Origin of the sequence: Flavobacterium glycines, assembly GCF_900100165.1 — a bacterium.
GTDB classification, from domain to species: domain Bacteria; phylum Bacteroidota; class Bacteroidia; order Flavobacteriales; family Flavobacteriaceae; genus Flavobacterium; species Flavobacterium glycines.
Map to the genome: position 1 here is coordinate 1,975,855 of NZ_FNEO01000001.1, position 23,739 is coordinate 1,999,593.

At 34.0% G+C, this 23,739-nt stretch carries 20 protein-coding genes; 5 read left to right on the forward strand and 15 right to left on the reverse strand.

Features of this window, described 5'->3' with window-relative positions:
- Nucleotides 1-14: 14 nt before the first annotated feature.
- The 3 genes from lysA to gltB form a co-directional block, all read right to left on the reverse strand.
- Nucleotides 15-1,232, reverse strand: coding sequence for a diaminopimelate decarboxylase (gene lysA, locus BLR17_RS08045; RefSeq protein WP_066324151.1), 1,218 nt, complete (start codon nucleotides 1,230-1,232; stop codon nucleotides 15-17).
- A gap of 206 nt (nucleotides 1,233-1,438) precedes the next feature.
- A complete protein-coding gene (locus BLR17_RS08050) occupies nucleotides 1,439-2,893 on the reverse strand; it encodes a glutamate synthase subunit beta (RefSeq protein WP_066324153.1) in 1,455 nt (484 codons plus the stop codon).
- A 4-nt stretch (nucleotides 2,894-2,897) separates the two neighbouring features.
- The gene (gene gltB / locus BLR17_RS08055) at nucleotides 2,898-7,412 is read right to left on the reverse strand and encodes a glutamate synthase large subunit (protein WP_066324156.1); all 4,515 of its coding nucleotides are present in this window, start codon (nucleotides 7,410-7,412) and stop codon (nucleotides 2,898-2,900) included.
- A gap of 422 nt (nucleotides 7,413-7,834) precedes the next feature.
- Here gltB and sucC point away from each other — a divergent pair, with 422 nt between their 5' ends.
- The 3 genes from sucC to BLR17_RS08070 all read left to right on the forward strand — a co-directional run bounded on the left by sucC (nucleotide 7,835) and on the right by BLR17_RS08070 (nucleotide 10,376).
- Complete coding sequence (gene sucC, locus BLR17_RS08060; protein WP_066324157.1) at nucleotides 7,835-9,028, forward strand: ADP-forming succinate--CoA ligase subunit beta; 1,194 nt, start codon at nucleotides 7,835-7,837, stop codon at nucleotides 9,026-9,028.
- Nucleotides 9,029-9,374: 346 nt separating this feature from the next.
- Nucleotides 9,375-9,716, forward strand: coding sequence for a hypothetical protein (locus BLR17_RS08065; protein WP_066324158.1), 342 nt, complete (start codon nucleotides 9,375-9,377; stop codon nucleotides 9,714-9,716).
- Between the two features lie 321 nt (nucleotides 9,717-10,037).
- Nucleotides 10,038-10,376, forward strand: coding sequence for a hypothetical protein (locus tag BLR17_RS08070; RefSeq protein WP_066324160.1), 339 nt, complete (start codon nucleotides 10,038-10,040; stop codon nucleotides 10,374-10,376).
- Nucleotides 10,377-10,436: 60 nt separating this feature from the next.
- Here BLR17_RS08070 and BLR17_RS08075 read toward each other — a convergent pair whose 3' ends face one another.
- Genes BLR17_RS08075 through BLR17_RS08085 form a run of 3 tightly spaced genes read right to left on the reverse strand, consistent with a single transcriptional unit; the run spans nucleotide 10,437 to nucleotide 12,944 of the window.
- Nucleotides 10,437-10,847, reverse strand: a complete 411-nt coding sequence (locus BLR17_RS08075) for a DUF1456 family protein (RefSeq protein ID WP_066324162.1) — start codon at nucleotides 10,845-10,847, stop codon at nucleotides 10,437-10,439.
- Between the two features lie 27 nt (nucleotides 10,848-10,874).
- Nucleotides 10,875-11,927 (reverse strand): aminotransferase class I/II-fold pyridoxal phosphate-dependent enzyme, encoded by a 1,053-nt coding sequence (locus BLR17_RS08080; protein WP_066324164.1) that lies wholly within the window; start codon nucleotides 11,925-11,927, stop codon nucleotides 10,875-10,877.
- A gap of 6 nt (nucleotides 11,928-11,933) precedes the next feature.
- Nucleotides 11,934-12,944: a dipeptide epimerase gene (locus BLR17_RS08085; protein WP_066324165.1), complete on the reverse strand. Its 1,011-nt coding sequence runs from the start codon at nucleotides 12,942-12,944 to the stop codon at nucleotides 11,934-11,936.
- Nucleotides 12,945-13,229: 285 nt separating this feature from the next.
- On the opposite strand from BLR17_RS08085, the gene BLR17_RS08090 reads away from it, so the two are divergent.
- Nucleotides 13,230-13,661, forward strand: coding sequence for an excinuclease ABC subunit B (locus BLR17_RS08090; RefSeq protein ID WP_245683123.1), 432 nt, complete (start codon nucleotides 13,230-13,232; stop codon nucleotides 13,659-13,661).
- A 4-nt stretch (nucleotides 13,662-13,665) separates the two neighbouring features.
- On the opposite strand, the gene uvrB is transcribed toward BLR17_RS08090, so the two are convergent.
- On the reverse strand, nucleotides 13,666-15,657 hold the full coding sequence (gene uvrB, locus BLR17_RS08095) for an excinuclease ABC subunit UvrB (protein WP_066324167.1): 1,992 nt from the start codon (nucleotides 15,655-15,657) through the stop codon (nucleotides 13,666-13,668).
- Nucleotides 15,658-15,903: 246 nt separating this feature from the next.
- On the opposite strand from uvrB, the gene BLR17_RS08100 reads away from it, so the two are divergent.
- A complete protein-coding gene (locus BLR17_RS08100; RefSeq protein ID WP_066324169.1) occupies nucleotides 15,904-17,283 on the forward strand; it encodes a CmpA/NrtA family ABC transporter substrate-binding protein in 1,380 nt (459 codons plus the stop codon).
- 91 nt (nucleotides 17,284-17,374) lie between these two features.
- Here BLR17_RS08100 and BLR17_RS08105 read toward each other — a convergent pair whose 3' ends face one another.
- The 8 genes from BLR17_RS08105 to BLR17_RS08140 all read right to left on the reverse strand — a co-directional run bounded on the left by BLR17_RS08105 (nucleotide 17,375) and on the right by BLR17_RS08140 (nucleotide 23,728).
- Nucleotides 17,375-17,953: a YdeI/OmpD-associated family protein gene (locus tag BLR17_RS08105; RefSeq protein WP_066324171.1), complete on the reverse strand. Its 579-nt coding sequence runs from the start codon at nucleotides 17,951-17,953 to the stop codon at nucleotides 17,375-17,377.
- A 35-nt stretch (nucleotides 17,954-17,988) separates the two neighbouring features.
- Nucleotides 17,989-19,278 carry a nucleoside hydrolase-like domain-containing protein gene (locus tag BLR17_RS08110; RefSeq protein ID WP_066324173.1) on the reverse strand — a complete coding sequence of 430 codons (1,290 nt, stop codon included), beginning with the start codon at nucleotides 19,276-19,278 and terminating at the stop codon, nucleotides 17,989-17,991.
- Between the two features lie 236 nt (nucleotides 19,279-19,514).
- The gene (locus BLR17_RS16655) at nucleotides 19,515-19,811 is read right to left on the reverse strand and encodes a type II toxin-antitoxin system RelE/ParE family toxin (protein WP_066324176.1); all 297 of its coding nucleotides are present in this window, start codon (nucleotides 19,809-19,811) and stop codon (nucleotides 19,515-19,517) included.
- The gene (locus BLR17_RS08120) at nucleotides 19,793-20,056 is read right to left on the reverse strand and encodes a hypothetical protein (protein ID WP_066324178.1); all 264 of its coding nucleotides are present in this window, start codon (nucleotides 20,054-20,056) and stop codon (nucleotides 19,793-19,795) included. The genes BLR17_RS16655 and BLR17_RS08120 overlap by 19 nt, the downstream gene beginning before the upstream one ends.
- Nucleotides 20,057-20,124: 68 nt before the next feature.
- A complete protein-coding gene (locus BLR17_RS08125) occupies nucleotides 20,125-20,934 on the reverse strand; it encodes a hypothetical protein (protein ID WP_066324180.1) in 810 nt (269 codons plus the stop codon).
- A 122-nt stretch (nucleotides 20,935-21,056) separates the two neighbouring features.
- On the reverse strand, nucleotides 21,057-22,007 hold the full coding sequence (rlmF, locus tag BLR17_RS08130) for a 23S rRNA (adenine(1618)-N(6))-methyltransferase RlmF (RefSeq protein WP_139068307.1): 951 nt from the start codon (nucleotides 22,005-22,007) through the stop codon (nucleotides 21,057-21,059).
- A gap of 135 nt (nucleotides 22,008-22,142) precedes the next feature.
- Nucleotides 22,143-22,805, reverse strand: a complete 663-nt coding sequence (locus BLR17_RS08135) for a thiamine diphosphokinase (protein WP_066324184.1) — start codon at nucleotides 22,803-22,805, stop codon at nucleotides 22,143-22,145.
- Nucleotides 22,806-22,906: 101 nt separating this feature from the next.
- On the reverse strand, nucleotides 22,907-23,728 hold the full coding sequence (locus BLR17_RS08140) for a DUF4249 domain-containing protein (protein WP_066324190.1): 822 nt from the start codon (nucleotides 23,726-23,728) through the stop codon (nucleotides 22,907-22,909).
- Nucleotides 23,729-23,739: the final 11 nt, after the last annotated feature.

The following is a 23,739-nucleotide window of genomic DNA, read 5'->3' on the forward strand; positions in this document are numbered from 1 at the left end:
TGGGATTTTCTATTTTAGATATTTATAGTATCAGGTAAAGGAATCTGATTTTTTAATAAATCTTCAAAAGTTTCATGAGCTCTGATTAAATGACCTTCACCATTAATCCATAATACTTCAGCCGGTTTGTATCTTGAATTATAGTTAGAAGACATAGAGTAGCAATAAGCTCCGGCATTTCTGAAGCAAAGAATATCTCCTTCTGCAATTTCCTGAATTCTACGGTTACTTGCAAAAGTATCTGTTTCACAAATGTATCCTACTACTGAGTAAAAACGTTCTTTTCCTTTAGGGTTAGAGATGTTTTCAATATGGTGTTGTGAACCATAAAACATTGGACGGATCAAGTGGTTGAAACCTGAATCGATTCCGGCAAAAACAGTTGAAGTAGTTTGTTTAACCACATTTACTTTTGCTAAGAAGAAACCTGCTTCACTCACTAAAAATTTACCAGGTTCAAAAATCAATGTTAATTCTTTTCCGTATTCATCGCAGAAAGCATTGAATCTTTTAGATAGTTTTTTACCTAATTCTTCAATATCAGTCTCAATATCGTCTTTTTTGTAAGGTACTTTAAATCCACTTCCAAAATCTAAGAATTCTAAGTTTTTGAAGTTTTTAGCAGCATCAAATAAGATTTCAGCAGCATACAGGAATACTTCGATATCTAGAATATCAGAACCTGTGTGCATGTGAATACCGGCAATGTTCATGTTTGTGTTTTCAACAATACGAACTAAATGTGGTAACTGGTGAACTGAAATACCAAATTTACTATCAATGTGACCTACTGAAATGTTTTCGTTTCCACCGGCCATAACGTGAGGGTTGATACGAATACATACCGGAACATGTGGGTGTTTTGCACCAAATTGCTCCAAAATAGATAAATTATCAATATTGATTTGAACTCCTAGTGAGTGTACTTCTTCAATTTCTTCAAGAGAAACACCATTTGGAGTAAAAAATATCTGATCCGGAGAATATCCAGCATGAAGCCCTAATTGTACTTCCTGAATAGAAACAGCGTCTAAGCATGATCCCAATTCTCTCAATAATTGAAGAATAGCAACGTTAGACAATGCTTTCATCGCATAATTGATGCGCAATTTTTCTACTTTAGAAAAAGCTTTAGTTAATCTATTATATTGTGATTTTATTTTTTCGGCATCGTACACATATAATGGACTGCCAAATTGTTCAGCTAATTGAAGTAAGTCTTTTGATTGCATTGCTATTATTTTTACACAAATTTATTATTCTTTATCGATACTACAATAGATAAAAATATTTCTAACAAATTGTAACAAATTGTTTTAAAATAAACATACAGCGTTGTAGTTTATATTTTTAAAACAAAATGATGAAGGGGTTGTAAAAATAAAAAAAGGCTATCTGAAATTGTTTCAGATAGCCTTTAATAATCTTTATTGAATTACTACAATGGAGGTAAATCACCACCTTCTTTAGTAGGAAGGTTTGTAGTTCCCATTAAGTACAAATCAACTTCTCTTGCAGCCTCACGACCTTCAGAAATAGCCCAAACGATTAATGATTGTCCTCTTCTCATATCTCCCGCAGTAAATACGTTAGGAACATTTGTTTGGTAATTGTTAGCTTTATAATTGCTTCTGAAATCAGTTTCAAGACCTAATTGTTCTGCTAAAGTTTTCTCAGGTCCTGTAAATCCTAAAGCTAATAAAGCTAAGTCACATGGCCAGATTTTTTCAGAACCTTCAATTTCGATTAATTGAGGAGCCTGACCCGGAACCATTTTCCACTCTACATTTACAGTTTTAAGAGCTGTTAATTTACCATTAGCATCTTTGATGAATTCTTTGGTATTGATTAACCAGTTTCTTTCAACTCCTTCTTGGTGAGAAGAAGAAGTTTTTAATTGTAACGGCCAGTAAGGCCATGGAGTTGATTCGCTTCTTCCAACTGGTGGTTTAGGCATAATCTCGAAGTTAGTTACGGATTTTGCACCATGACGGTTTGATGTACCCACACAGTCAGAACCTGTATCTCCACCACCAATTACGATTACGTCTTTTCCGGTAGCCATAACTTGGTTTTCGATTTTTTCTCCAAAAACAACTTTAGTTTGTTGCGTTAAGAAATCCATTGCCTGAACTACACCATCAGCATCAGCACCAGGAGTTGGTAAACCTCTTCTTTGAGTAGCACCACCACAAAGTACGATAGAATCAAATGCTTTTAGATTTTCAATATCAAAATTAACTCCTACGTGAGTGTTTACTTTGAAAGTAATTCCTTCTGCTTCAAGGATAGCAATACGACGGTCGATAATTTCTTTTTCTAATTTAAAATTAGGAATTCCGTAACGCAATAATCCGCCGATAGCATTGTCTCTTTCAAAAACAGTTACAGTGTGACCTGCTCTGTTTAATTGTTGTGCAGCAGCTAATCCTGCAGGTCCTGAACCTACTACAGCAACTGTTTTTCCAGTTCTGGTTTTTGGTGGTTGTGGTTTAATCCAACCTTCTTGGAAAGCGCGCTCCACAATATTTTTTTCTATGTTTTCAATAGAAATTGGATCATTAATAATTCCTAATACACATGCTTTTTCACATGGAGCAGGACATAAACGTCCTGTAAATTCAGGGAAGTTATTTGTTGAATGTAGTATCCAGGAGGCTTTTTGCCATTCTCCCTGGTGTACCATGTGGTTGAAATCAGGGATTAAATTCCCTAATGGACATCCACTGTGGCAAAATGGAATACCACAATCCATACAACGAGATCCTTGTTTTGTAATTTCAGCTTCACTCAAAGGAACTGTAAATTCTTTATAATGTCCTACACGTTCCTGTACTGAAGTGTATGATTCATCTTTTCTTTCGAATTCTTTAAAACCTGTTACTTTTCCCATTGTATTATGCTGTTAATTCTTCTACCATTTGTACCCCAGACTTTAAGCGCTCTAATGCTTTTTTGTATTCTGTAGGCATTACTTTTACAAAATTTTCTAAGCTAGTGTTCCAATCACTTAATAATTCAGCTCCTTTTGTACTGTTAGTATATTGTACGTGTCTTTCTATTAAATGTTTCAATTCATTAGCTTCGTCTCCTTCAACTGTTTCAAATTCGATTGTTTCAGTGTTACATAAACCGTTTTTGAATTTGTTTTCAGGATCATAGATATAAGCGATACCACCACTCATACCTGCAGCAAAGTTTCTTCCAGTTTTACCCAGAACTACTACTTTTCCTCCAGTCATGTACTCACAACCGTGGTCACCCACTCCCTCAACTACTGCAACTGCTCCAGAGTTACGAACTGCGAAACGCTCTCCTGCAATACCGTTGATGAAAGCTTCTCCCTCGATAGCACCGAATAAACAAACGTTACCCACGATGATGTTTTCTGAAGCAACAAAAGTAGCTTTTGCTGGTTTTTTGATAATTAATTTAGCTCCTGAAAGACCTTTTCCTAAATAGTCATTCGTATTTCCTTCTACTGTGAAAGTTAATCCGTGTGCACTAAATGCTCCTAAACTTTGTCCCGCAGAACCAGTGAAGTTGATATTTAAAGTGTCTTCTGGTAAACCTAAGTGTCCGTAAATTTTAGAAATTTCGTTACTAACAATAGCTCCTACTGAACGATCTGTGTTTTTGATAGGATAATCTAAAGTCATTTTCTCTTTTCTGTATAAAGCACGGTGAGAATCTCTTAAGATTTGGAAATCCATAACATTGTCTAAACCATGATCTTGTTTCTCAGTGTTACGAACAACCATGTTTTTATAAGCAGCAGGACGGTGTAAGATTGAAGATAAATCTAAACCTTTAGCTTTATAATGCGTGATTGCTTTGTTAGAATTGATTTTATGTGTTTGACCAATCATTTCTTCCAATGTTCTGAAACCTAAAGAAGCCATGATACCTCTTAATTCTTCTGCAACATAGTAGAAGAAGTTGATTACGTGCTCAGGAGTTCCTTTGAAGTTTTTACGTAATTCTTTATCCTGAGTAGCAATACCTACAGGGCAAGTATTCAAGTGACATTTACGCATCATGATACATCCAGAAGCAACCAATGGAGCAGTAGCAAAACCAAATTCTTCAGCACCTAATAAAGCAGCGATAGCTACGTCACGACCAGTTTTTAACTGTCCGTCACATTCTACTACGATACGGCTTCTTAAGTTGTTTAAAACTAAAGTTTGTTGTGCTTCGGCTAATCCAAGTTCCCAAGGAAGACCTGCGTGTTTCAATGATGTTAAAGGAGAAGCTCCGGTTCCACCATCATAACCTGCAATTAATACCACGTCAGCTTTTGCTTTAGCAACACCCGCTGCAATTGTTCCAACACCAACTTCAGAAACCAGTTTCACGTTGATACGAGCTTCTCTGTTAGCATTTTTCAAGTCGAAGATTAACTGTGCTAAATCCTCAATTGAGTAAATATCGTGGTGTGGCGGAGGTGAAATCAATCCTACGAAAGGCGTTGAGTTACGAGCCGATGCAATCCAAGGTAATACTTTTTCACCTGGTAATTGTCCACCTTCTCCTGGTTTAGCACCCTGAGCCATTTTAATTTGAATCTCTTTTGCACTAGATAAGTAGTGAGAAGTAACTCCAAAACGTCCTGATGCTACTTGTTTGATAGCCGAGTTACGGCTGTCTCCGTTTACATCCGGTTGGAAACGGGTTCTGTCTTCACCACCTTCACCTGAATTAGATTTTCCTCCAATACGGTTCATAGCAATAGCCAGATTCTCGTGTGCTTCTCTTGAGATAGATCCGTAAGACATCGCTCCGGTTTTGAAACGTTTCACGATTTCAGTCCATGGTTCTACTTCGTCTAATGGGATAGGGTCTAAATTGTCAAATTCAAATAAACCACGGATAGTCATTAAGTTTTTTGCCTGATCGTTTACAGTTTTTGCATAAACATCATAACTAGCCTGATCACTTAAACGTACAGCTTGTTGTAATTTAGCAATAGTAGTTGGGTTAAACATATGTCTTTCCCCGTTACGTCTCCATCTGTATTCACCTCCAATGTTTAATCCTAAACGGTTTGGAACTAATACATCAGGGTAAGCATATTGATATCTTTCGTTGATTTCTTTTTCAATTTCATACAATCCAATACCCTCAATTCTTGAAGCAGTGTAAGGGAAGTATTTTTCAACAAATTTAGAGTTGAAACCAACGATTTCGAAAATTTGAGAACCTCTGTATGAGTGTAATGTAGAGATGCCAATTTTGTTCATGATTTTTAATAAACCTGAACCAATCGCTTTATTGAAGTTGTCAACAGCTTTTTGTTCGCTAATTCCTGTAATGAATCCTTCCTGTACTTGTACACGAATGATTTCGTTAACCATATAAGGGTTAATAGCACTTGCACCGTAACCAAATAATGTAGCAAAATGGTGTGGTTCACGTGGTTCAGCTGATTCGATAATGATATCGAAGTAAGAACGCTTACGCAAACGGTTCATTTGGTGGTGAACATAAGAACAAGCTAATAAAGCCGGGATAGGAGCGAACTCTTTATTAACACCTCTGTCTGATAAGATAATGATGTTAGTCCCTCTGTCAACAGCTTTACTGATTTGAGTAATGATATCCTCTAAAGCATTTTCTAAACCATTTAAACCTTTATCTTTTTTGTATAAGATTTCAATAGTTTCCGCTTTGAAATGATCGATATCTATATTTCTGATTTTTTCTAAGTCGTCGTTAGAAATAACAGGATTTTGAATTCTTAATTTTCGACATTGCTTGCTTGAAATGTCAAAAATGTTTCTGTCCTGTCCTAAAGCTAAGCTAATATCAGTTACAATTTCCTCACGGATACCATCCAAAGGAGGGTTAGTTACCTGAGCAAATAATTGTTTGAAATAGTTAGGGATTAATTGAGGTCTGTCTGATAATACAGCAAGTGGAGTGTCAGTACCCATAGATCCCAAAGCTTCTTTACCAGCCTGAGCCATAGGAGTAATCATGTCCTGAATATCCTCTAACGTATAGTTAAATAAACGTTCTCTTGTTTTTAAATCGATAGTTTCGATTGGACAAGCTTTAGTTGTAGTAGGAACATCTCTTAGGTTTAGACGGTATTGTTTCAACCATTCCTGGTAAGGTCTTTCAGAAACAATTTTGTTTTTGATTTCTTCGTCATTAACAATACGTCCTTCGTTCATGTCTACCAGGAACATTTTTCCTGGCTCTAATCTACCGTGGCTTTCTACATCTTCAGGGTCAACAGTTACAACACCAATTTCTGATGCCATAATTAATTTTCCACTCTTAGTTACAGTATAACGAGAAGGTCTTAAACCATTGCGGTCTAATAAAGCTCCTACGTAATCACCATCAGAGAAAGGTACAGAAGCAGGACCATCCCATGGTTCCATAATGCAAGCATTGTATTCGTAGAATGCTTTTCTTTCCTCAGACATGGTTTTGTGTTTTTCCCAAGCTTCAGGAATCATCATCATCATTACTTCCGGTAATGAACGACCTGTGTGTGTTAATAATTCAACAACCATATCCATAGAAGCAGAATCTGATTTTCCTGGAAGAATGATTGGGAATAATTTTTCGATTTGTGGACCGAATACATCACTCTTCATGATTTCTTCACGAACACGCATTCTACTTACGTTACCTCTTAAGGTGTTGATCTCACCGTTTTGACACATATATCTAAATGGTTGAGATAACTCCCATGTAGGCATAGTGTTGGTAGAGAAACGTTGGTGAACTAACGCTAAACGGGTTACTAAATCCGTTTGTTGTAAGTCAGTATAATATGGCCCGATATCTTCAGGCATAATGATACCTTTATATATTAAGGTAGTAGTAGATAAACTTGGTACATAAAAATAAGAACTTTGCGATATTTTAGAACCGGCAATAGTGTGTTCAGTAATTTTACGGGCAGCGTATAATTTTGCTTTAAATGTAGCTTCATCAATAGCTTCGTTTTTACCCACAAAAATTTGTTCAATTGTAGGTTCAGAGGCTAAAGCAATTTCTCCTAATTGTGTAGAATCAACAGGAACTTCTCTCCATCCTAAAACAGAAAGTCCTTGTGCTTTAATTTCTTTTTCAAATATGTCTTTGCAAAAAACGTATTGATTTTTGATTTTTGGTAAAAATACCATTCCAACAGCATATTCGCGTGGTGCAGGTAATTTGAAATCACAAACTCTATTGAAGTATTCGTGAGGAATGTCAATCAAAAGTCCAGCTCCATCTCCCGTTTTTCCGTCAGCACTTACACCACCACGGTGTTCTAGTTTTACTAGAATTTCTAGTGCGTCGTGAATAATTTGATTTGTTTTCTCACCTTTAAGGTTGCAGATAAAACCAGCTCCACAGTTTTCATGCTCGAATTCTGGCAAATAAAGGCCTTGTTCTTTAACTTTCATGCTTGATAATTTTTTTTACAAAAATAGATATTTCATTAAATATAATCCAGCGGTTTAGAGTATTAGGGGTTACTTTTACAGGAATAATAGAAAAATGTGTTAATAATAATAATAATTGCATTATTTGAGCTATGTATTAGCAAATTGTTAATATAACTTTGTTTTTGAGGTGTTATTTTGACAATTATTTCTGATTTTTTTAAATTCAATATTATAAAATTAAAGATAAAATCGTCTACTCGGTCATTTTTTCGCGAGAAAATCTTTTTTTTGATAGAAAAAAAGTTGTGAAAACGTCTTTTTTTAACTTTATTTATAAGATATTTTAAATCACTAAAAAGATTTTAGTTTTAAGTTCGTTTTAGCTACTTTTGTCCGACTTATTTTCTGAAATAAAACCAGATTCAGACAAATTCTATATTATGAACATACACGAATATCAAGGAAAAGAGATTTTAGCTAGCTATGGAGTTCGCGTTCAACGCGGAATCGTTGCTAATAGTCCAGTTGAAGCAGTTGCTGCTGCAAAACAATTAACTACCGAAACGGGAACGAGTTGGTATGTTGTTAAAGCCCAAATTCACGCAGGTGGTCGTGGTAAAGGAGGCGGGGTGAAACTTGCTAAAGGAATTGACAAAGTAGAAGGGGTTGCAAGCGAAATTATCGGAATGCAATTAGTTACTCCTCAAACTTCTGCTGAGGGGAAAACAGTTCACAAAGTTTTAATTGCTGAGGATGTTTACTATCCTGGAGAATCTGAAACTTCAGAGTTTTATGTTTCTGTGTTATTGAACAGAGCCACTGGTCGTAATATGATTATGTATTCTACTGAAGGTGGGATGGATATCGAAGAAGTTGCTGAACATACTCCGCACTTAATCTTTACTGAAGAAATTGATCCGGCTGTTGGGTTGCAGGGTTTCCAGGCAAGAAGAATTGCTTTTAACTTAGGTGTTACCGGAAATGCATTCAAAGAAATGGTGAAATTCATCGATGCTTTATACAAAGCTTACATTGGTTCAGATGCTTCTATGTTTGAAATCAATCCTGTTTTGAAAACATCTGATAATAAAATTTTAGCGGTAGATGCTAAAGTAAATATTGACGATAACGCATTATACAGACAAAAAGTGTATGCTGACATGCGTGATGTTCGTGAAGAAAATCCAATTGAAGTAGAAGCTAAAGAAGTAGGTTTGAACTATGTTGACCTTGACGGTACTGTAGGATGTATGGTAAATGGTGCCGGTCTTGCTATGGCTACTATGGATTTGATTAAATATGCAGGTTTTGAACCAGCTAACTTCCTTGACGTAGGGGGAACTGCTGATGCAAAACGTGTTGAAACAGCTTTCCGTATTATTCTGAAAGATCCAAACGTAAAAGCAATTTTGATTAACATTTTTGGAGGAATCGTTCGTTGTGACCGTGTTGCTCAGGGTGTTGTTGATGCTTACAAAAATATGGGTGACGCTATTAATGTGCCTATTATTGTTCGTTTACAAGGAACTAATGCTGAAATTGCTAAAGAATTAATTGATAATTCAGGAATGCCAATTTTATCAGCGGTTCAATTCCAGGAAGCTGCTGATCAGGTACAAGCTGCACTTTCTTAATTAAGAAATTTAGTTATATTTTAAAAACGTCCCGATTTTATCGGGACGTTTTTTTTATTGTTTATTATGCTAAAAACTATAAAATCCTGAATAATCGATTTTGATATTAATTTAATATTAAAGAGGTTTTTGTTGAGTTTTTTTTAATGTTTTTATGTTCATACTGAGATTAATTGAATTTTGAGTTCTATTTATTGTAAGCTGAGAAATTTTAGAGGAGAAAGTTTTTATAACTCATATAAAATAATAAGTCCAGTGTTTTTATCTTTAGGTTAAGTAATTGTTTTTGTGGTTTTAGTGTGGAAATCAGTACTAATTTTGAACTGTAATTAAAAACAAAAAGATCATGAAAAAATTATTTTTATCGGTTATTGTTGCATTATTTATGAGTTCGGCTTTTGCTGCAACAGGAACTCCAACTGCTAAGAGTAACAGTTATGGAGAAACTTTTAAAGAATTGACTAAGTTGTTGAATACGTATCCAAAATTAGAAGATTTTGGAGATGAAGTAGTAGTAAAGGTGAAAATTGCAATTAATGAAAATCATGAAATTGTAGTTATGAGTACTAATACTAGTAATGAAGATTTGAAAGAGTATATAAAAAATACTTTGAATTATCAAAAGTTACTTGCAGATGAACTGGAAGTTGGAAATGGACTTGTTTTTATGGTCAGGTTTGTGAAGTAATTTATAATAACTTATAAAGTATAAAAAATCGTTTCATTCAATTAGTGAAGCGATTTTTTTTGTTTTTTATTTGAAAAATTTTGAAAAATAATTATCATTTAGGTGTTTTTGGTGTTTTTTATTCTGAGTTTTGTATTTTTTTGTGTGAATAATATAATTTATAATTGTTTTTTTTATTATGGTTTCAATTTTTGCAGTGTAATTTTTTGTAACTCGTAAAACTTGCATTGTCAGCAAGATAAGTGATTTTTTAATGTATTGTTTTGGTAATTTTACATCGAAATCTTGAATCGTTTAAGTTTAATTCAAAATTAAGAAATCATGAGAAAGTTAATTTTATCAGTTGTTACTACTTTGTTTTTAACAACAGCATTTGCAGCGGAAAATCCATCTGATAAACCGGCTGATTATAATGAGACTTACAAAGAAATTACTAAGTTATTGAATACGTATCCAAGCTTTGAGAGTTTGAACGAAGATGTTTTAGTGAGGGTAAGAATTGCACTTAATGAAAATCGTGAAATTGTAGTTATGAGTACTAATACTATAAATGGTGATATCAATTATTTTATTAAAAATACTTTAAACTATAAGAAATTATTAGCTGCTGATTTGGAAACAGGAAACGGTCTTGTTTTTCTTGTAAAATTTACTAAATAACCATAAAAAATAAATCCCGAGTGAAACTCGGGATTTATTTTTTTATTCTATTTGAAATAGTTAAGATTTTTTGTTTTTACCGTTGTTGAACTTTACTTTTTCTACAACTTGTACTTTAGGTACTGATTTTTTAAAAGAAGGTTTTTTCTTGAAATCTGTTTTAGCTTTTGGTGGACTTTTAGAGGCTTCTTTTGTTTTAACCGGAATTTCAGCTTTGTGTTTTGCTAAAATATCTTTTGGATTTTTAGGGTTTTCTTTTGTGCCTCGCAAATGAATCACCAATCCGTTTAAAAAATTGCGCAATACCTGATCGCCACATTCTACATAATTTGGATGTTTTTCGTCGCGAAAAAAAGCACCTAATTCGGATTTTGAAATTCTAAAATCTACTAATTCCAGAATCTCTACTATTTGATCATCACGGAGCATTAAGGCTACGCGTAACTTTTTAAAGATATCGTTGTTTGTCATTGTTATATTTTTTACAAAGGTACACTATTATAGTTTTGTCAACTCATCTTTGCTTTTATATTGATTGAGGATTTGAATTATTTTGTCTAAATCTTTCTTTTTATGATTGGCAGTGATGATAATCCGATTCAAATAATCCGTTTCTGAAGCATATTTGAAATTGGTGATAATAATTTTTTTTGAAGCCAGAATCGTGTTGATATTTTCGATTTTAGGATAAATTACAGGATAATTTTCATTAAAAAGAATATTGTTGTTTGGTAAAAGTTTTGCACTAATGTAGGCTAGGTTTTCTTTTAGTTTTCTTTGTTGTTTAGTGTATAGTTTTTCGGCATCAGAGAGTGTGTTTACAAATGCAGGATTCATGCCGGCACTTGATACAAAAATGTTGTTTGTTCTTATTTTTTTAATAAAATCTGCATTACTGGCAATAACTCCTCCGGATAATCCCATGGCTTTTCCCAGCGAAGAAACCATGATTTTTTGTTTGATATTGGGGTAATTTATATTCGAAAAAATACCACAACCATTAGAGCCTAAAATTCCCAGCGAATGTGATTCGTCGATAACTAAGGTGATTTCTTTTTGATTAGGAATTTGTGCTAAAATTGAAAGATCAACTGCTTTTACAGTATTTGAAGGAACGGCATCGGTTAAGATGCATATTTTTTCTATTTTTTCATCCAGAAGTTGTGGATTGATACTATTGTTTATATAAAAAGGATTGCTGTCTGCATATTTAATAGCTGTATGTGTTTCGGGAAAATGATAAAAGACTGTGTTTTCTGTTTTTAAGGTGTCTAAAACTAATTGTCCTGCCAGCATACCGGAGGAAACAGTTACAGCAGCTTCGGCTTGAATCAATTGCGCTAAAAAATGCTCTCCCTTATCATAAGCTGTTAGTTGGATATTGGCGTTTCTGGAACTTCCGTAAGCTGTTCCCCAACGGTGAATGTTTTTAAGAAGTATTTTTTGGAATTTTTTATTTGGCGGTAAGCCTAAATAAGCTGTCCCGCCAAAGTATAAATATTTTTCGCCATCTATTTTTAAGATGCGATCAGGAAATTGAGTTACTATCATTCAATGTTATTTTAAAACAACGCCAGTACCATTTAATTCAGAATAGCCAATTTTACCGTTTTGAATTTGTACACCTTTGGCGATGTCCTCGGATAAAAGTAAGGCGCCATCCATATCCACATAGTCTAATTGTGGTAATAAATGAGCAATTGCTGAAATTCCAACCGAAGATTCCGTCATACAGCCTACCATGGTTTTTAGTCCCAGTTTTTTGGCTTGTTGAATCATTCTGCGAGCAGGAGTCAAGCCTCCGCATTTTACCAGCTTAATGTTTATGCCGTGAAAATGGTTGTAACATTTGGCAACATCTTGCTCTACAATACAGCTTTCATCAGCAATAATAGGCAAAACAGAGTGTTTGAAAACAATTTCATGACCTTTCCAGTTATCGGCTTTTAAGGGTTGTTCCAAAAATTCAACGCCCAGTTTTTTTAATTCTATCGCATTATTGAGTGTTTCTTCGATATCCCAGCCACAATTGGCATCAATTCTAAAAACTGCATTGGTATGTTCTCGTAATGCTTTGACAATTTCAATATCATTACTGGTTCCTAATTTTATTTTATAGATAGGCCAGGGCAGTTCTTTCATTTTTGCAACCATTTTATCAATGGTGTCAATTCCAATGGTGTAATTGGTCAATGGATTTCTTTCAATGTTATAGTCCCAAAGCTCATGTAATTTTTTACCTTGTTGTCGGGCATATAAATCGGTATATGCCATATCCAATGCACAAAGAGCAAACATGTTGTGTTTTAAATAAGGATGCATTTTTGCCCAAAAATCTTCAGGAGTTTCATCAATAGACGACTCTATGAGACTTCTTATGGCTTCTAAATCCTGTTTCATCATAGGTACAGTGATGTTGTAATAAGGATTAGAAGTTGCTTCACCATATCCGGAGAATCCACCACTTTTTAATTGTACTATTAAAGAGGGTTGAATATCTATTGATTCTCTAGAGATTGTGAAAGTGTGCTTTAATTGTAGCTCGTATTCTCTAATAATCAATTCCATAATAGTCTGGTTTTATGATAAAATTAAGCTTTAAAAATGAATATTATTTACAGCAAATGAAGTTTTTTGATTTTCGGATTATTTTAATCTCATTTTGAATATATAACAAAAAAATATAGTCTAAAAAATGTATTCTTTAAAAAGTGAATTTCCGGTTTGTGTATTTGTATCGACGAAATACAATTTCTTGTGATTTTTTGTCTTTTTTAGTTTTTTATTGTTGGAAAAAAAATGTGATTTTTCGATAAAAATGTTTAATTTTAGATAAGTCTTTGGGTTTTTAGCATGAAAAATGATATTTTAGCTAAAATTATTTATCGTATGGATACTTGTGAAGAAAAAAAGAAATTGCTTTTAGAGATGATTGCCTACGCTACAATTGATGGTCAATTGAGTAAAAAAGGATATGATTTTTTATTTCTAATTGCTAATGAATTGAATTTTGAGAAAGGTGGATTTATTGATCTTTTAGGGCAGGAATTACCAAGCTTATCAGGTAACATGAAATTGATAAGAATTAAACAATTTTATAAGTTAGTTGTTTTTTTTCAGAACGATGGTGTTTTATATAAGCAAGACCCTGAATTAATTATTCATATCGCTATAAGTATGGGACTTGACATCGAAGCGATTAAAGTCTTACTTAAAAAAGTGAAAAATTCGCCCAATTCCGTAATTTCGGATGATGTTTTATTGAATATTTTTCAGGATGAGTAAGGGACTAAGTAAGTTGTTCCTGTAGTTTTTTTATTTCATCGCGTAGTTTAGCAGCTTGCATAAAGTCAAGTTCTTTTGCCGCTTTTTCCATTGATTTGCGTTTTTCACGGATTCGTTTTTCAATTTCATCTTTCGATAAATATTCGTTTACGGGTTCCGCAGCATTAGGTATGCTGTGTCCTAATTCGTATTCAACCAGAGGATTTTTAGTGAAAGCAGTTTCAATTTTTTTGTTGAGTGCCTGAGGAACAATACCGTTTTCGGTGTTGTAATTGATTTGTTTCGTTCTTCTGTAATTGGTTTCGTCAATGGTTTTCTGCATGCTGTCGGTAATTTTATCAGCATACATAATCGCTTTTCCATTTAAGTTTCTTGCAGCACGACCAATAGTTTGCGTTAGCGAACGATGCGAACGTAAAAAACCTTCTTTGTCGGCATCGAGAATTGCAACCAGCGAAACTTCTGGTAAATCCAATCCTTCACGTAATAAATTCACTCCAATTAATACATCAAAAAGTCCTTTTCGTAAATCCTGCATGATTTCAATTCGTTCTAAAGTATCCACATCCGAATGAATGTAGCGGCAACGAATGCTTACTTTGGCTAAATATTTGGCTAATTCCTCCGCCATCCTTTTGGTAAGTGTTGTAACTAATACGCGTTCATCCAGTTCGCAACGTTGCTGAATTTCTTCAATCAAATCGTCAATTTGATTCAGACTCGGACGAATTTCGATAACAGGGTCAATTAAACCTGTCGGACGAATAATTTGTTCTACATAGACTCCTTGGCTTTTCTGTAATTCATAATCTGCCGGTGTAGCTGAAACATAAATTACCTGATTTTGCATCGCTTCAAATTCTTCGAATTTCAACGGACGGTTATCCATAGCAGCGGGAAGACGAAATCCGTATTCTACCAGGTTTTCTTTTCTGCTGCGGTCACCTCCGTACATGGCGTGTACCTGAGAAACAGTTACGTGACTTTCGTCAACAACCATCAGGTAATCTTTTGGGAAATAATCCAATAAACAGAAAGGACGTGTGCCAGCCTCGCGACCGTCCAGATAACGGGAATAATTTTCAATTCCTGAACAATAACCCAATTCCCGAATCATTTCTAAATCGAAATTGGTTCTTTCTTCCAATCTTTTTGCTTCAAGATGTTTTCCTATTTCTTTAAAATAATCGACTTGTTTGACTAAATCCTGTTGGATTTGCCAGATGGCGTTTTGTAATACATCAGGCGAAGTCACAAACATATTAGCAGGATAAATGGTCAGTTTATCAAATCGTTCAATTACTTTGGAAGTTTTTATATCAAAAGATTCAATTTCTTCAATTTCATCTCCAAAAAAATGAATGCGATAAGCATCATCGGCATAACTTGGAAAAACTTCTACAGTGTCGCCTTTAATTCTGAAATTTCCGGGATTAAAATCGGCTTCGGTTCTGGAATATAAACTTTGTACGAGAGAATGCAATAATTTGGTTCTGGATATTTGCTGTTCTCTTTCGACAGCGATGACATTTTTTTGAAATTCAACAGGATTTCCAATACCATACAAACAGGAAACAGAAGCAACAACAATAATATCTCTTCGCCCCGAAAGCAGTGAAGAGGTGGTGCTTAAACGCATTTTTTCCAACTCTTCATTGATGGACAAGTCTTTTTCTATGTATACTCCGGTTACAGGAATAAAAGCTTCAGGCTGGTAATAATCATAGTAGGAAACAAAATATTCAACTGCATTATTAGGGAAAAACTGTTTGAATTCCGAGTATAATTGAGCTGCTAGTGTTTTGTTGTGTGCCAAAACCAGAGTAGGACGTTGTACTTCCTGAATGACATTGGCCACCGTAAAAGTTTTTCCTGAACCAGTAACTCCTAAAAGTGTTTGAAATTGTTCTCCATCAATTATGCCCTGGGCTAATTTTTCAATAGCTTGGGGTTGATCTCCTTTAGGTTGGTAATCCGATACGACTTGGAATTTCATGTATTTATATTGCTGAAAGACAAAGGTACAAAGGAATTCAAGAAAAAAAAGTTTAGAAAAGCTTAAAACTTTCAGGAGTTTATTAAAACAGAGTCACTTCACTGCAGTTCTTTCTTAAAGTCCGGGATATACTCATTTCCTGTTGATCTCCAATAAATATAAAACATAAGTTAAGTTGTTTTTTCGCATGTTTTAACTACGTATGTATACTTAATTTTGGTTGAGTAATAATTCAAAAATTGTAATATGAAAAAAACAATACTTAGATTATCATTAGTTGCACTATTATCAATCTCTGTTTTAAGTTTTAAAAGCCCCCAAAAAACTAATGCAATTTTAATCAATCCGGAGACCTATCCTCCAAAGACTAAAAAATTAAATTTAGAAAAACCCAATGTTACTTTGGGTTTTATAAAATTAACGGATATGGCTCCATTGGCTATAGCCAAACATAAAGGGTTTTTTGAGGATGAGGGTTTAAATGTAACCTTAGAAGTGCAGGCTAATTGGAGGGATATATTTGATAAGGTGGTCGATAACCAAATTGATGGGGCCCAAATGTTAGCAGGTCAACCTATAGCTGCTGCAGTAGGTTGTGGAAAACAGGCAGAATTAGTGACTCCGTTTTCTATGGATTTAAATGGAAATGCGATTACGGTTTCTTATGATGTTTGGAATAAAATTGTAGCTTATTTGCCGCGTGAATACGGAGTTCCTGTGCATCCAATACCTGCCAGTGCCCTCTTGCCTGCAATTAGTTTATATAAGAAGTTTAATAATCCTTTTACAATGGGGATTGTTTCTCCTTATTCCGGTCATAATTACCAGTTGCGCTATTGGTTGGCTGCGGGAGGAATAAATCCCGGTTTTTATAATAATTTGAATGGATACGGGGGTACTAGCGGGCAAGTAATATTGTCAGTGATTGCACCGCCACAAATGCCGAGTTCTCTTCAATCAGGGGTTATTACCGGCTATTGTGTAGGTGAACCCTGGAACCAACAAGCAGTAGATCAGGGAATAGGAGTACCTATTATTGCCAGTAAAGATATTTGGAAAAATCATCCTGAAAAAGTATTTGTAATGACTAAGGCATTCGTTCAAAAGAATCCGAATACAGCAATTGCTATAACTAAGGCATTGATTAAAGCAGGAAAATGGTTAGATGATCCTGAGAATAGAAAAGAAGCCACCCGGATACTATCTAAATCGGCTTATGTTGATGGTGAGAAAAGAGTAATTGATAATTCGATGTTGGGAACATTTGAATTTGAAAAAGGAGATATCCGGTCTTTACCTGATTTTAATGTCTTTTTTAGATACAATGCTACTTATCCCTATTATTCTGATGGGATTTGGTTTTTAACTCAGATGAGACGTTGGGGACAAATTGCAGAATCAAAGCCGGCAGAATGGTACGACTATAAAATTAGGGAAGTCTATAAACCGGAGATATGGAATAAAGCGGCTAATTTATTGCTGGCTGAAGGTTTTTTAGAAAGTAAGGATATCCCGGTAACCGATGGATATAAGGCGCCGACGAATGAATTTATAGATAATATGTATTACGACGGTAAAAAACCTATCGAGTACATTAATGGTTTCAGGATTGGGAATAAGAATTAATTTATACTCAAAAAACCAAAACCAACAGATATAATTTTAAACCGTAAAGCTGTTGCATTACGGTTTAAAATCATTCGAGACTACTATTTTATTAATCATCCAGTCCTTTTCCGGTGAGGATTTTTTCAATATATTTTTCGATGCGGGCTTCGCGGGTTTTAGCCTGTTTAGCAGCAGAAAAATACAATAAATAAGCTTTTTGACGACCTGGTGTTAGTTTGTAGAAAGCGGTTTTCAATTCGGGCATTTCTTCTAGAACGATTTGGAATTCTTCAGGCATTTTATATTCAGAGGTAGTTTTTAGGACTACTTTTAAGCCTGCTTTTTCAATTGCTATAGCTTCCAGAATGTACTCTTTAATTACCGATTCCAGTTTTTGAATTTCTTCCACACTTTTAAAGCGAAGTTGGCGTCTGTCCTGAACGTTTTCTGTTTGTTGGATAAGAATTCCTTTTTCGTCTTTTAGTAAAACTCCTTTGAAAAACAATAAAGCACAATACTCTTTGAATCCGTGAATCAAAACGATGTTAGCATTGTCAAGTGTGTAGCAGGGATGCATCCATTTGAAATCTTCCTCTAAATTGCATTCTAACACCATTTCTCTCAAAAGTGTCATTTCATCCTGCCACTTTTTTGCTTTGTTTAAAAATTGCTTTACTTTAGGATTCATAGGTTTTTTATTTTATAAAATTAAAAGTTTAAGCTTTATCTTAACCATTTCCAACGTTTTGCCCAATCATCCAGAATAGCTTTTCTCCATTTTAAAACCGTTTTTCCTCCTTGAATTTTTCCATCGTATAAATCCGGATTTGATTTGTCGCTGTACCAATTATTTCCTAAAGGATAATCGGCATTGTGTTTTTTGCCGGGCCATAAATTGGTAACAACAATACTTCCTTTCAGTCCGTTGATTTCGGCTATTTTAGAAGTAAATTGATATTGTAAAGTCTCGGCTTTTTTAGGAATGTACCGTATAGCATAATCCCCGTTCCCCAAATAATAACCAGGCCATTTTTGAATTGTTTTACCATAAGGAATTTCCATATGGAAGCAAATTGAATCTGATGGGATTGTTGTTTTTGGGCCTTGTAAATGAATTTCTACAATAGAACAAAATGAGACCGTATCTTTTAAGGTAGTGGGTTGATTGTAAATCATTCTGGGACTATACGTTATTTTTTCAAAACTGCCTCCCCAACTTTCTCTTTCAGGGTTCTCAGGATTTCCATCCATCATATAAAAAAGAGAAGGGGAATCGCCCATTTTGATCTCTCCATTGTAGTAATTTTTAAAATCCGGTCCTAAATGACCTGCTCCTTTAATTACGCTGTCGTAATAATTAGAACTGTTCACGCTGTCCAGTTCGTTGTTGTCAGAGAAAAATCCGTAATAACTTGAATTTACTTCGATAAAAAATAAGTTTGGAAAATTCTCTGCGATGTAGGCATAACTATTAGCGCTCCATTTTTTATTAGGTCCGCCAATCCAGTAAATTTTAATTTTGTTTTGAATTTCCGGTGCGTCATGCAGTGCCTGAGCAATATCCTCTAAACCGCCCCAACCCAAAATCCACAAAGGTTGGGTGCTTTTCTTTTTGGCACACTTAATAATCCAGTCAGAGCCTTCAGTTGCTGTTTTATATCCAAGATAGGGAGCATTTCCTTTGCGTCCTTGTTTGGTTATCGAGCGTAAATAATTCGGTTTTTCTAAGTTTTTATTGTGTTTACGAAGTTTTGGCAAATCCTTTTCATAAAGATCAATCATTCGTAGTATTTCTTTTTTGTTGCCTTCTCCATAAGAAGGTGACGAAATAAGACCTTCAAACTGAAATAAATCACTGTTCATCAGTAAATGAGTCATGGACTGATTGTCGTCAGGATCTGTTCCGCCAATATCGGTACTGATTAAAATCCGGGGTTTTAGAAGAGGTTTATTTTGAGCCGTTAATAAGGAATAGCTAAAGCAAAGCAGAGTAATTAAAACTGTATTTCTCATGATTTTAAAAAATAGGATTCGAATTAAGGATGACTAAGATAGCTTATTTTTTAATAAAACGAAATAAAAAAGAAAATAAAGAAAAATAAAAGAAAGTAATCGAAATAAAATATAAAAGGTGTTCGATACGATTTCGCTCTCTTTTGAAATGCTACAAAACAAAAAAATAATCATCCAAACCTTTTCCGCTAAGAGGTTCATAGGATTTTTAAATTTTTATTGGGTGTTTTGAAAAACTAAAAATCCAATCGTTTAGGATCTTGTCTGGTGTCCCAAACCGATAGAATTATAATATGAGTTTCGTTTATTTCATAGAAAATATAATAATTCTCAATTAATAAACCCCGAACGTTGATTGAATTAGTTTTTTTACCAATGTTGGGTTGTTGAAGTACTATTTTTAATTCAGTTTGAATTAGTCTGTTTAGTTTTAGAGAATAAGATTTACTTTTATTTCTAAAATTAAAATATTCGAAAATAGCTTTTAATTGAAGCTTGGCAGAGACTGTCCAAACTATTCTTCTCGCAGCCATTTTTCCATTTCTTCATTTACAGAATCATTGTCAACATAATGTCCTTCTGAATATTCCTTTTGAGAATTTTGAATTTCTTTTTTTTGTTGTTCCGTAAGTATTATGATTTTTTGTAAATCAGGATTGTTATTTTCCGTATTTTTCGCTTTAGTATCTAAAATGGTATTTATTGCTGATAAAAAAGCTTCATCATCAATTCCGGCAATTTTAGAAATCAATAAATTTTTTAATTCAATTGCGCTCATAATAAAAGAGTTTATACAAATTTAACCAAAAGAGTGATGTGAATAAAAAAACTGATGATTTTTCTTTTTTAAGGGATGTCATTACTTATTATCATGGCTATTAAATTATTACTACGGAAATACATTATCACCGAATAACCAAAACTGTTTTTTGCGAATGGTTTATTTGTTTTCTCTTTTGGATGAGTTTCTTCTGATTCAACATAATCCCCTTCATATTTCCATTCGCATTTTTCAATATTTTCTATAGTTGAACATTTGTCAGGAATACCATAAATACTAATCGCTTTTTCTTTTTTGTCTCCAAGTCTAAAACCTTTTTTTGATGTGAAATAGTTTTGATTTATTTTAATAGCTGAATTGATAAAACCGCTGAAGTAAGTTTGTTTTTGTTTAAGTGTTGCTGTTTCAAATATGTTGTCAATTTTACTTTTGGAAACGCTTAATTCTATCTGTTTTATCAAGTCGGATGGAATATCGTTGTTGATTAGGTGATAAATATATAATCTGTGGTAGTCTGTATATAGTTCAAATATAAGTGTTTGTTTTAAAGTGTCGTTTGTAAACCATACTTTGTCCAATGAAAAAATTTCACCGCTTTTTCTTTTGTATGAAGAATTATCTCTGGTCTTGTCTGTAAGCATTTCATTAGTTACAGTATAATCATCGACTACGATTACGTTAGTAGCATTTAAATTAGAAGTAGATTTGCTTATGTTTATTGGAATAATAGTTTTTAAAACACTATTTTTTGTTTTATTTTTATCAGTAGGAAAGGTTGTTTTTTCTTTATTGCATGAAAAAAGAGCTACTGTTAGAAAAAATATTAATGTTTTTAACTTAGTCATATTTTGTGTTCTAAATAATTTATTAACCATAAAATAGTTCAAATCGATCTCAAATACGTTGCTTTTATACAATAAAATAGTTTACCAGTTTGTGCTAATATACAGTTTTTTTTATAATTAAAATAAGAAAAGTTTTATATATAGGTGAATTATTAAACCTCAAACTTCCAATTTTTTCTTTGAGAATCACTTAAAAAAGTCCAGGCCAGGATTCGGCTGGTTTTTTGACCTTGTGCCATGTCTATGGTTTTAATATCGGCGGCGTTTACCTTGTTTAAGGTTTTGTAGAGACTCTTAAGATGGGATTGTTTAGAAACTAAAGTAGTAAACCACAGGCATTGCATAGGGTATTTGGCACTTTCAAAAATCATTTGGGTAATGAAAGCCAGTTCGCCACCTTCGCACCACAATTCATTATTTTGACCGCCAAAATTCAAAACGGCTTTGGTAACTTTTTTGTCCTGCAAATTATTCACTTTTCGAAGACTGCCTTTGCTGGCTTCTTCAGCTGATTTATGAAAAGGAGGATTGCATATTGTGAATGCAAATCGATCCTGTGGAGTGATGATATTTTTAAAAATATAGCGGGATTCCAATTGTTGCTGTAAGCTAATGGCTTCTGTCAATTGAGGGTTGTTTCCGATAATTTCAGCACAATTTTTTAAAGAATATTCGTCGATGTCAGTACCCACAAAGCTCCAGTCATAAACCGAATTTCCGATAATTGGATAAATACAATTTGCTCCTATTCCAATGTCTAATCCTTCCACTTCGATTCCTGTTGGGATAATTCCGTTGTTACTTGCTGCTAATAAATCGGCAATGTAATGAAGGTAATCAGCTCTTCCGGGAATGGGAGGACAAAGGTAATTTTTAGGGATATCCCAGTTTTGAATGTTGTAATAAGTAGTTAATAATGCTTTGTTCAGCGTTTTTACAGCTTTCGGATTACTGAAATCAATAGTCTCTATCTGGTGTTCGTTGATGAAAACAAAAGATTTTAATTCAGAACATTTTTCGATTAGCAATTTAAAATCATAACGGGAACGATGAAGATTTCGTGAATGTAAACCGATTTTTTCCGTGATTGTTTTCGACATTATAGCTTCTTTAATTTCGCTGCAAAATTAGTTAATTAAAATGGGTTTAGTGTTTGCAAATAGTTATTTTTTAGTGAATTAGGGATTAATTTTTTTGCAACGCAGATTGAAGAAATTGGAATGATTTTATGAATTTCACTAATCCATGCATTCCATCAGTAATAAATCGCCTTCAAGGTGTTCAATTACAACTAATCCGTCCTGAACAACATGGTTACTGCTGCCTGTACGGTAGCCAATAGTGAGGCTGTCGTCTTTTAAAGGATAGAATAGGTTTTCAGAATGAATACCACTTACATGACCTATTGGAATTAAGGAAATAGGTGTGTTAGCTGTGTACCATTTTTCGAATCTTCGGGGTAATAAAAAAACTTTAGAGTGGTCGTCCAGAATGACGATTTTCAGTTTGTTCCGGTAACGAACAATATTTGTTAGATTTGTAATGGTATGATCGGCTCTTTTTCCAGTTGCCCAAACGACATTGACTGCCGAAAAATTTTGTTCACATAAGTAATCAAAAGCCTTTTCCAAATCGGTTTTATCCTGATCAGGAGTATGGACAATTTTTATCGGATATTGTTTTTCTTTGTAATAATCCACATCAAAACCACGGTCAAAATCACCTAATAAAACATCAACTTTAATATCGAGTTCCATAACTCTTTCGATAGCCGAGTCCAGCACAATTACCAGAGGAGACCATTCGAGTAGTTGCCCTAATAATTCGGGATTGCAGGCAGCGCCATTGGCAATTATTAAAGCAGGTTCCTGGTCGTCTCGAACTATATGATGTGATGACAAAAGAGTGTAGATTTAAATTAATGATTTCCGATGGCAAAGATAGCTAATTGTTTTTGAATGTTTTTTTGCTTTGTTTTCGGACTTTTACTTTGTTAATCAATTTATTCAACTACATAACGTCGCATATCGGTTTCTCCTAAGGCAAAATAACCTAAAGGATAGTTTTTTGGATTGGTGCTGTTGCTAATATTTCCTCTCACGGTGGCAGGGGGAGTTTGGAACGGTCCTCCGGAATTATTCCCTATAATGCCAATTAGAATATTCATATAATTGTAATAGCGTTGTGAAATTCCCATATGGCTCAGTTCTATGATATCTCCCGGTTTTAAGTCGTCTTTTTGTGAACGGCTGAAAAATTCGTTACCCTGAAAAAATTTATCGTCATCTACATTATAATTTATCGTTGCTTCATTGGAGTATTTATAGCTGCTTAGATAAAAATTATTTTCGTTTGCAGGATCGTTGTAATAAGCTTTAACTTCAATATCTTTTCCTGTAAAACCACCTTCATTGTTTTGCTCTATTCGGGTAATAGGAGCCAATGATTGAAAAATTTCGGTTCCTGTGTAAGTTTCACCATTATAAACTATGGTTAAGGTATAGGTTTCACCAATTTTAGGAACAAAATCAGTACAGCCGTATTCTCCGCTGTTCGGTATTTCTGCAAAATTAAAAATTCTGTTGTCACTGTTACTTATAGTAACTTTAGCTCCGGTTACAATAGGGATTTCCTGTTCGTAATAACCAGTTGTTGTGGTTAATTTTATTTTTTGAGCATTTCCGGAGCTGCCTTTAATCCAAACAATGTTTGCTTCAATAACTAATCGGGGCGCAGCGGTGTCTAATTTTAAATCAACAACTTCTTCGCAACTACTACAAATACTAATTAAAAGTATCAAAAATGAGAATAATATCTTTTTCATTTTGCTGTGTC

What these genes read in the sequence shown, in the direction of transcription:
- BLR17_RS08080 (WP_066324164.1), bottom strand. Translation starts at nt 11,927, where the DNA reads ATGATAGTAACTCAATTTCCTGATCGCATCTTAAAAATAGATGGCGAA.
- BLR17_RS08120 (WP_066324178.1), bottom strand. Translation starts at nt 20,056, where the DNA reads ATGAGCGCAATTGAATTAAAAAATTTATTGATTTCTAAAATTGCCGGA.
- BLR17_RS08065 (WP_066324158.1), top strand. Translation starts at nt 9,375, where the DNA reads ATGAAAAAATTATTTTTATCGGTTATTGTTGCATTATTTATGAGTTCG.
- BLR17_RS16655 (WP_066324176.1), bottom strand. Translation starts at nt 19,811, where the DNA reads ATGGCTGCGAGAAGAATAGTTTGGACAGTCTCTGCCAAGCTTCAATTA.
- lysA (WP_066324151.1), bottom strand. Translation starts at nt 1,232, where the DNA reads ATGCAATCAAAAGACTTACTTCAATTAGCTGAACAATTTGGCAGTCCA.
- BLR17_RS08050 (WP_066324153.1), bottom strand. Translation starts at nt 2,893, where the DNA reads ATGGGAAAAGTAACAGGTTTTAAAGAATTCGAAAGAAAAGATGAATCA.
- BLR17_RS08075 (WP_066324162.1), bottom strand. Translation starts at nt 10,847, where the DNA reads ATGACAAACAACGATATCTTTAAAAAGTTACGCGTAGCCTTAATGCTC.
- gltB (WP_066324156.1), bottom strand. Translation starts at nt 7,412, where the DNA reads ATGAAAGTTAAAGAACAAGGCCTTTATTTGCCAGAATTCGAGCATGAA.
- BLR17_RS08090 (WP_245683123.1), top strand. Translation starts at nt 13,230, where the DNA reads ATGAAAAATGATATTTTAGCTAAAATTATTTATCGTATGGATACTTGT.
- sucC (WP_066324157.1), top strand. Translation starts at nt 7,835, where the DNA reads ATGAACATACACGAATATCAAGGAAAAGAGATTTTAGCTAGCTATGGA.
- BLR17_RS08070 (WP_066324160.1), top strand. Translation starts at nt 10,038, where the DNA reads ATGAGAAAGTTAATTTTATCAGTTGTTACTACTTTGTTTTTAACAACA.
- BLR17_RS08125 (WP_066324180.1), bottom strand. Translation starts at nt 20,934, where the DNA reads ATGGTTAATAAATTATTTAGAACACAAAATATGACTAAGTTAAAAACA.
- BLR17_RS08085 (WP_066324165.1), bottom strand. Translation starts at nt 12,944, where the DNA reads ATGGAATTGATTATTAGAGAATACGAGCTACAATTAAAGCACACTTTC.
- BLR17_RS08100 (WP_066324169.1), top strand. Translation starts at nt 15,904, where the DNA reads ATGAAAAAAACAATACTTAGATTATCATTAGTTGCACTATTATCAATC.
- BLR17_RS08140 (WP_066324190.1), bottom strand. Translation starts at nt 23,728, where the DNA reads ATGAAAAAGATATTATTCTCATTTTTGATACTTTTAATTAGTATTTGT.
- uvrB (WP_066324167.1), bottom strand. Translation starts at nt 15,657, where the DNA reads ATGAAATTCCAAGTCGTATCGGATTACCAACCTAAAGGAGATCAACCC.
- BLR17_RS08110 (WP_066324173.1), bottom strand. Translation starts at nt 19,278, where the DNA reads ATGAGAAATACAGTTTTAATTACTCTGCTTTGCTTTAGCTATTCCTTA.
- BLR17_RS08105 (WP_066324171.1), bottom strand. Translation starts at nt 17,953, where the DNA reads ATGAATCCTAAAGTAAAGCAATTTTTAAACAAAGCAAAAAAGTGGCAG.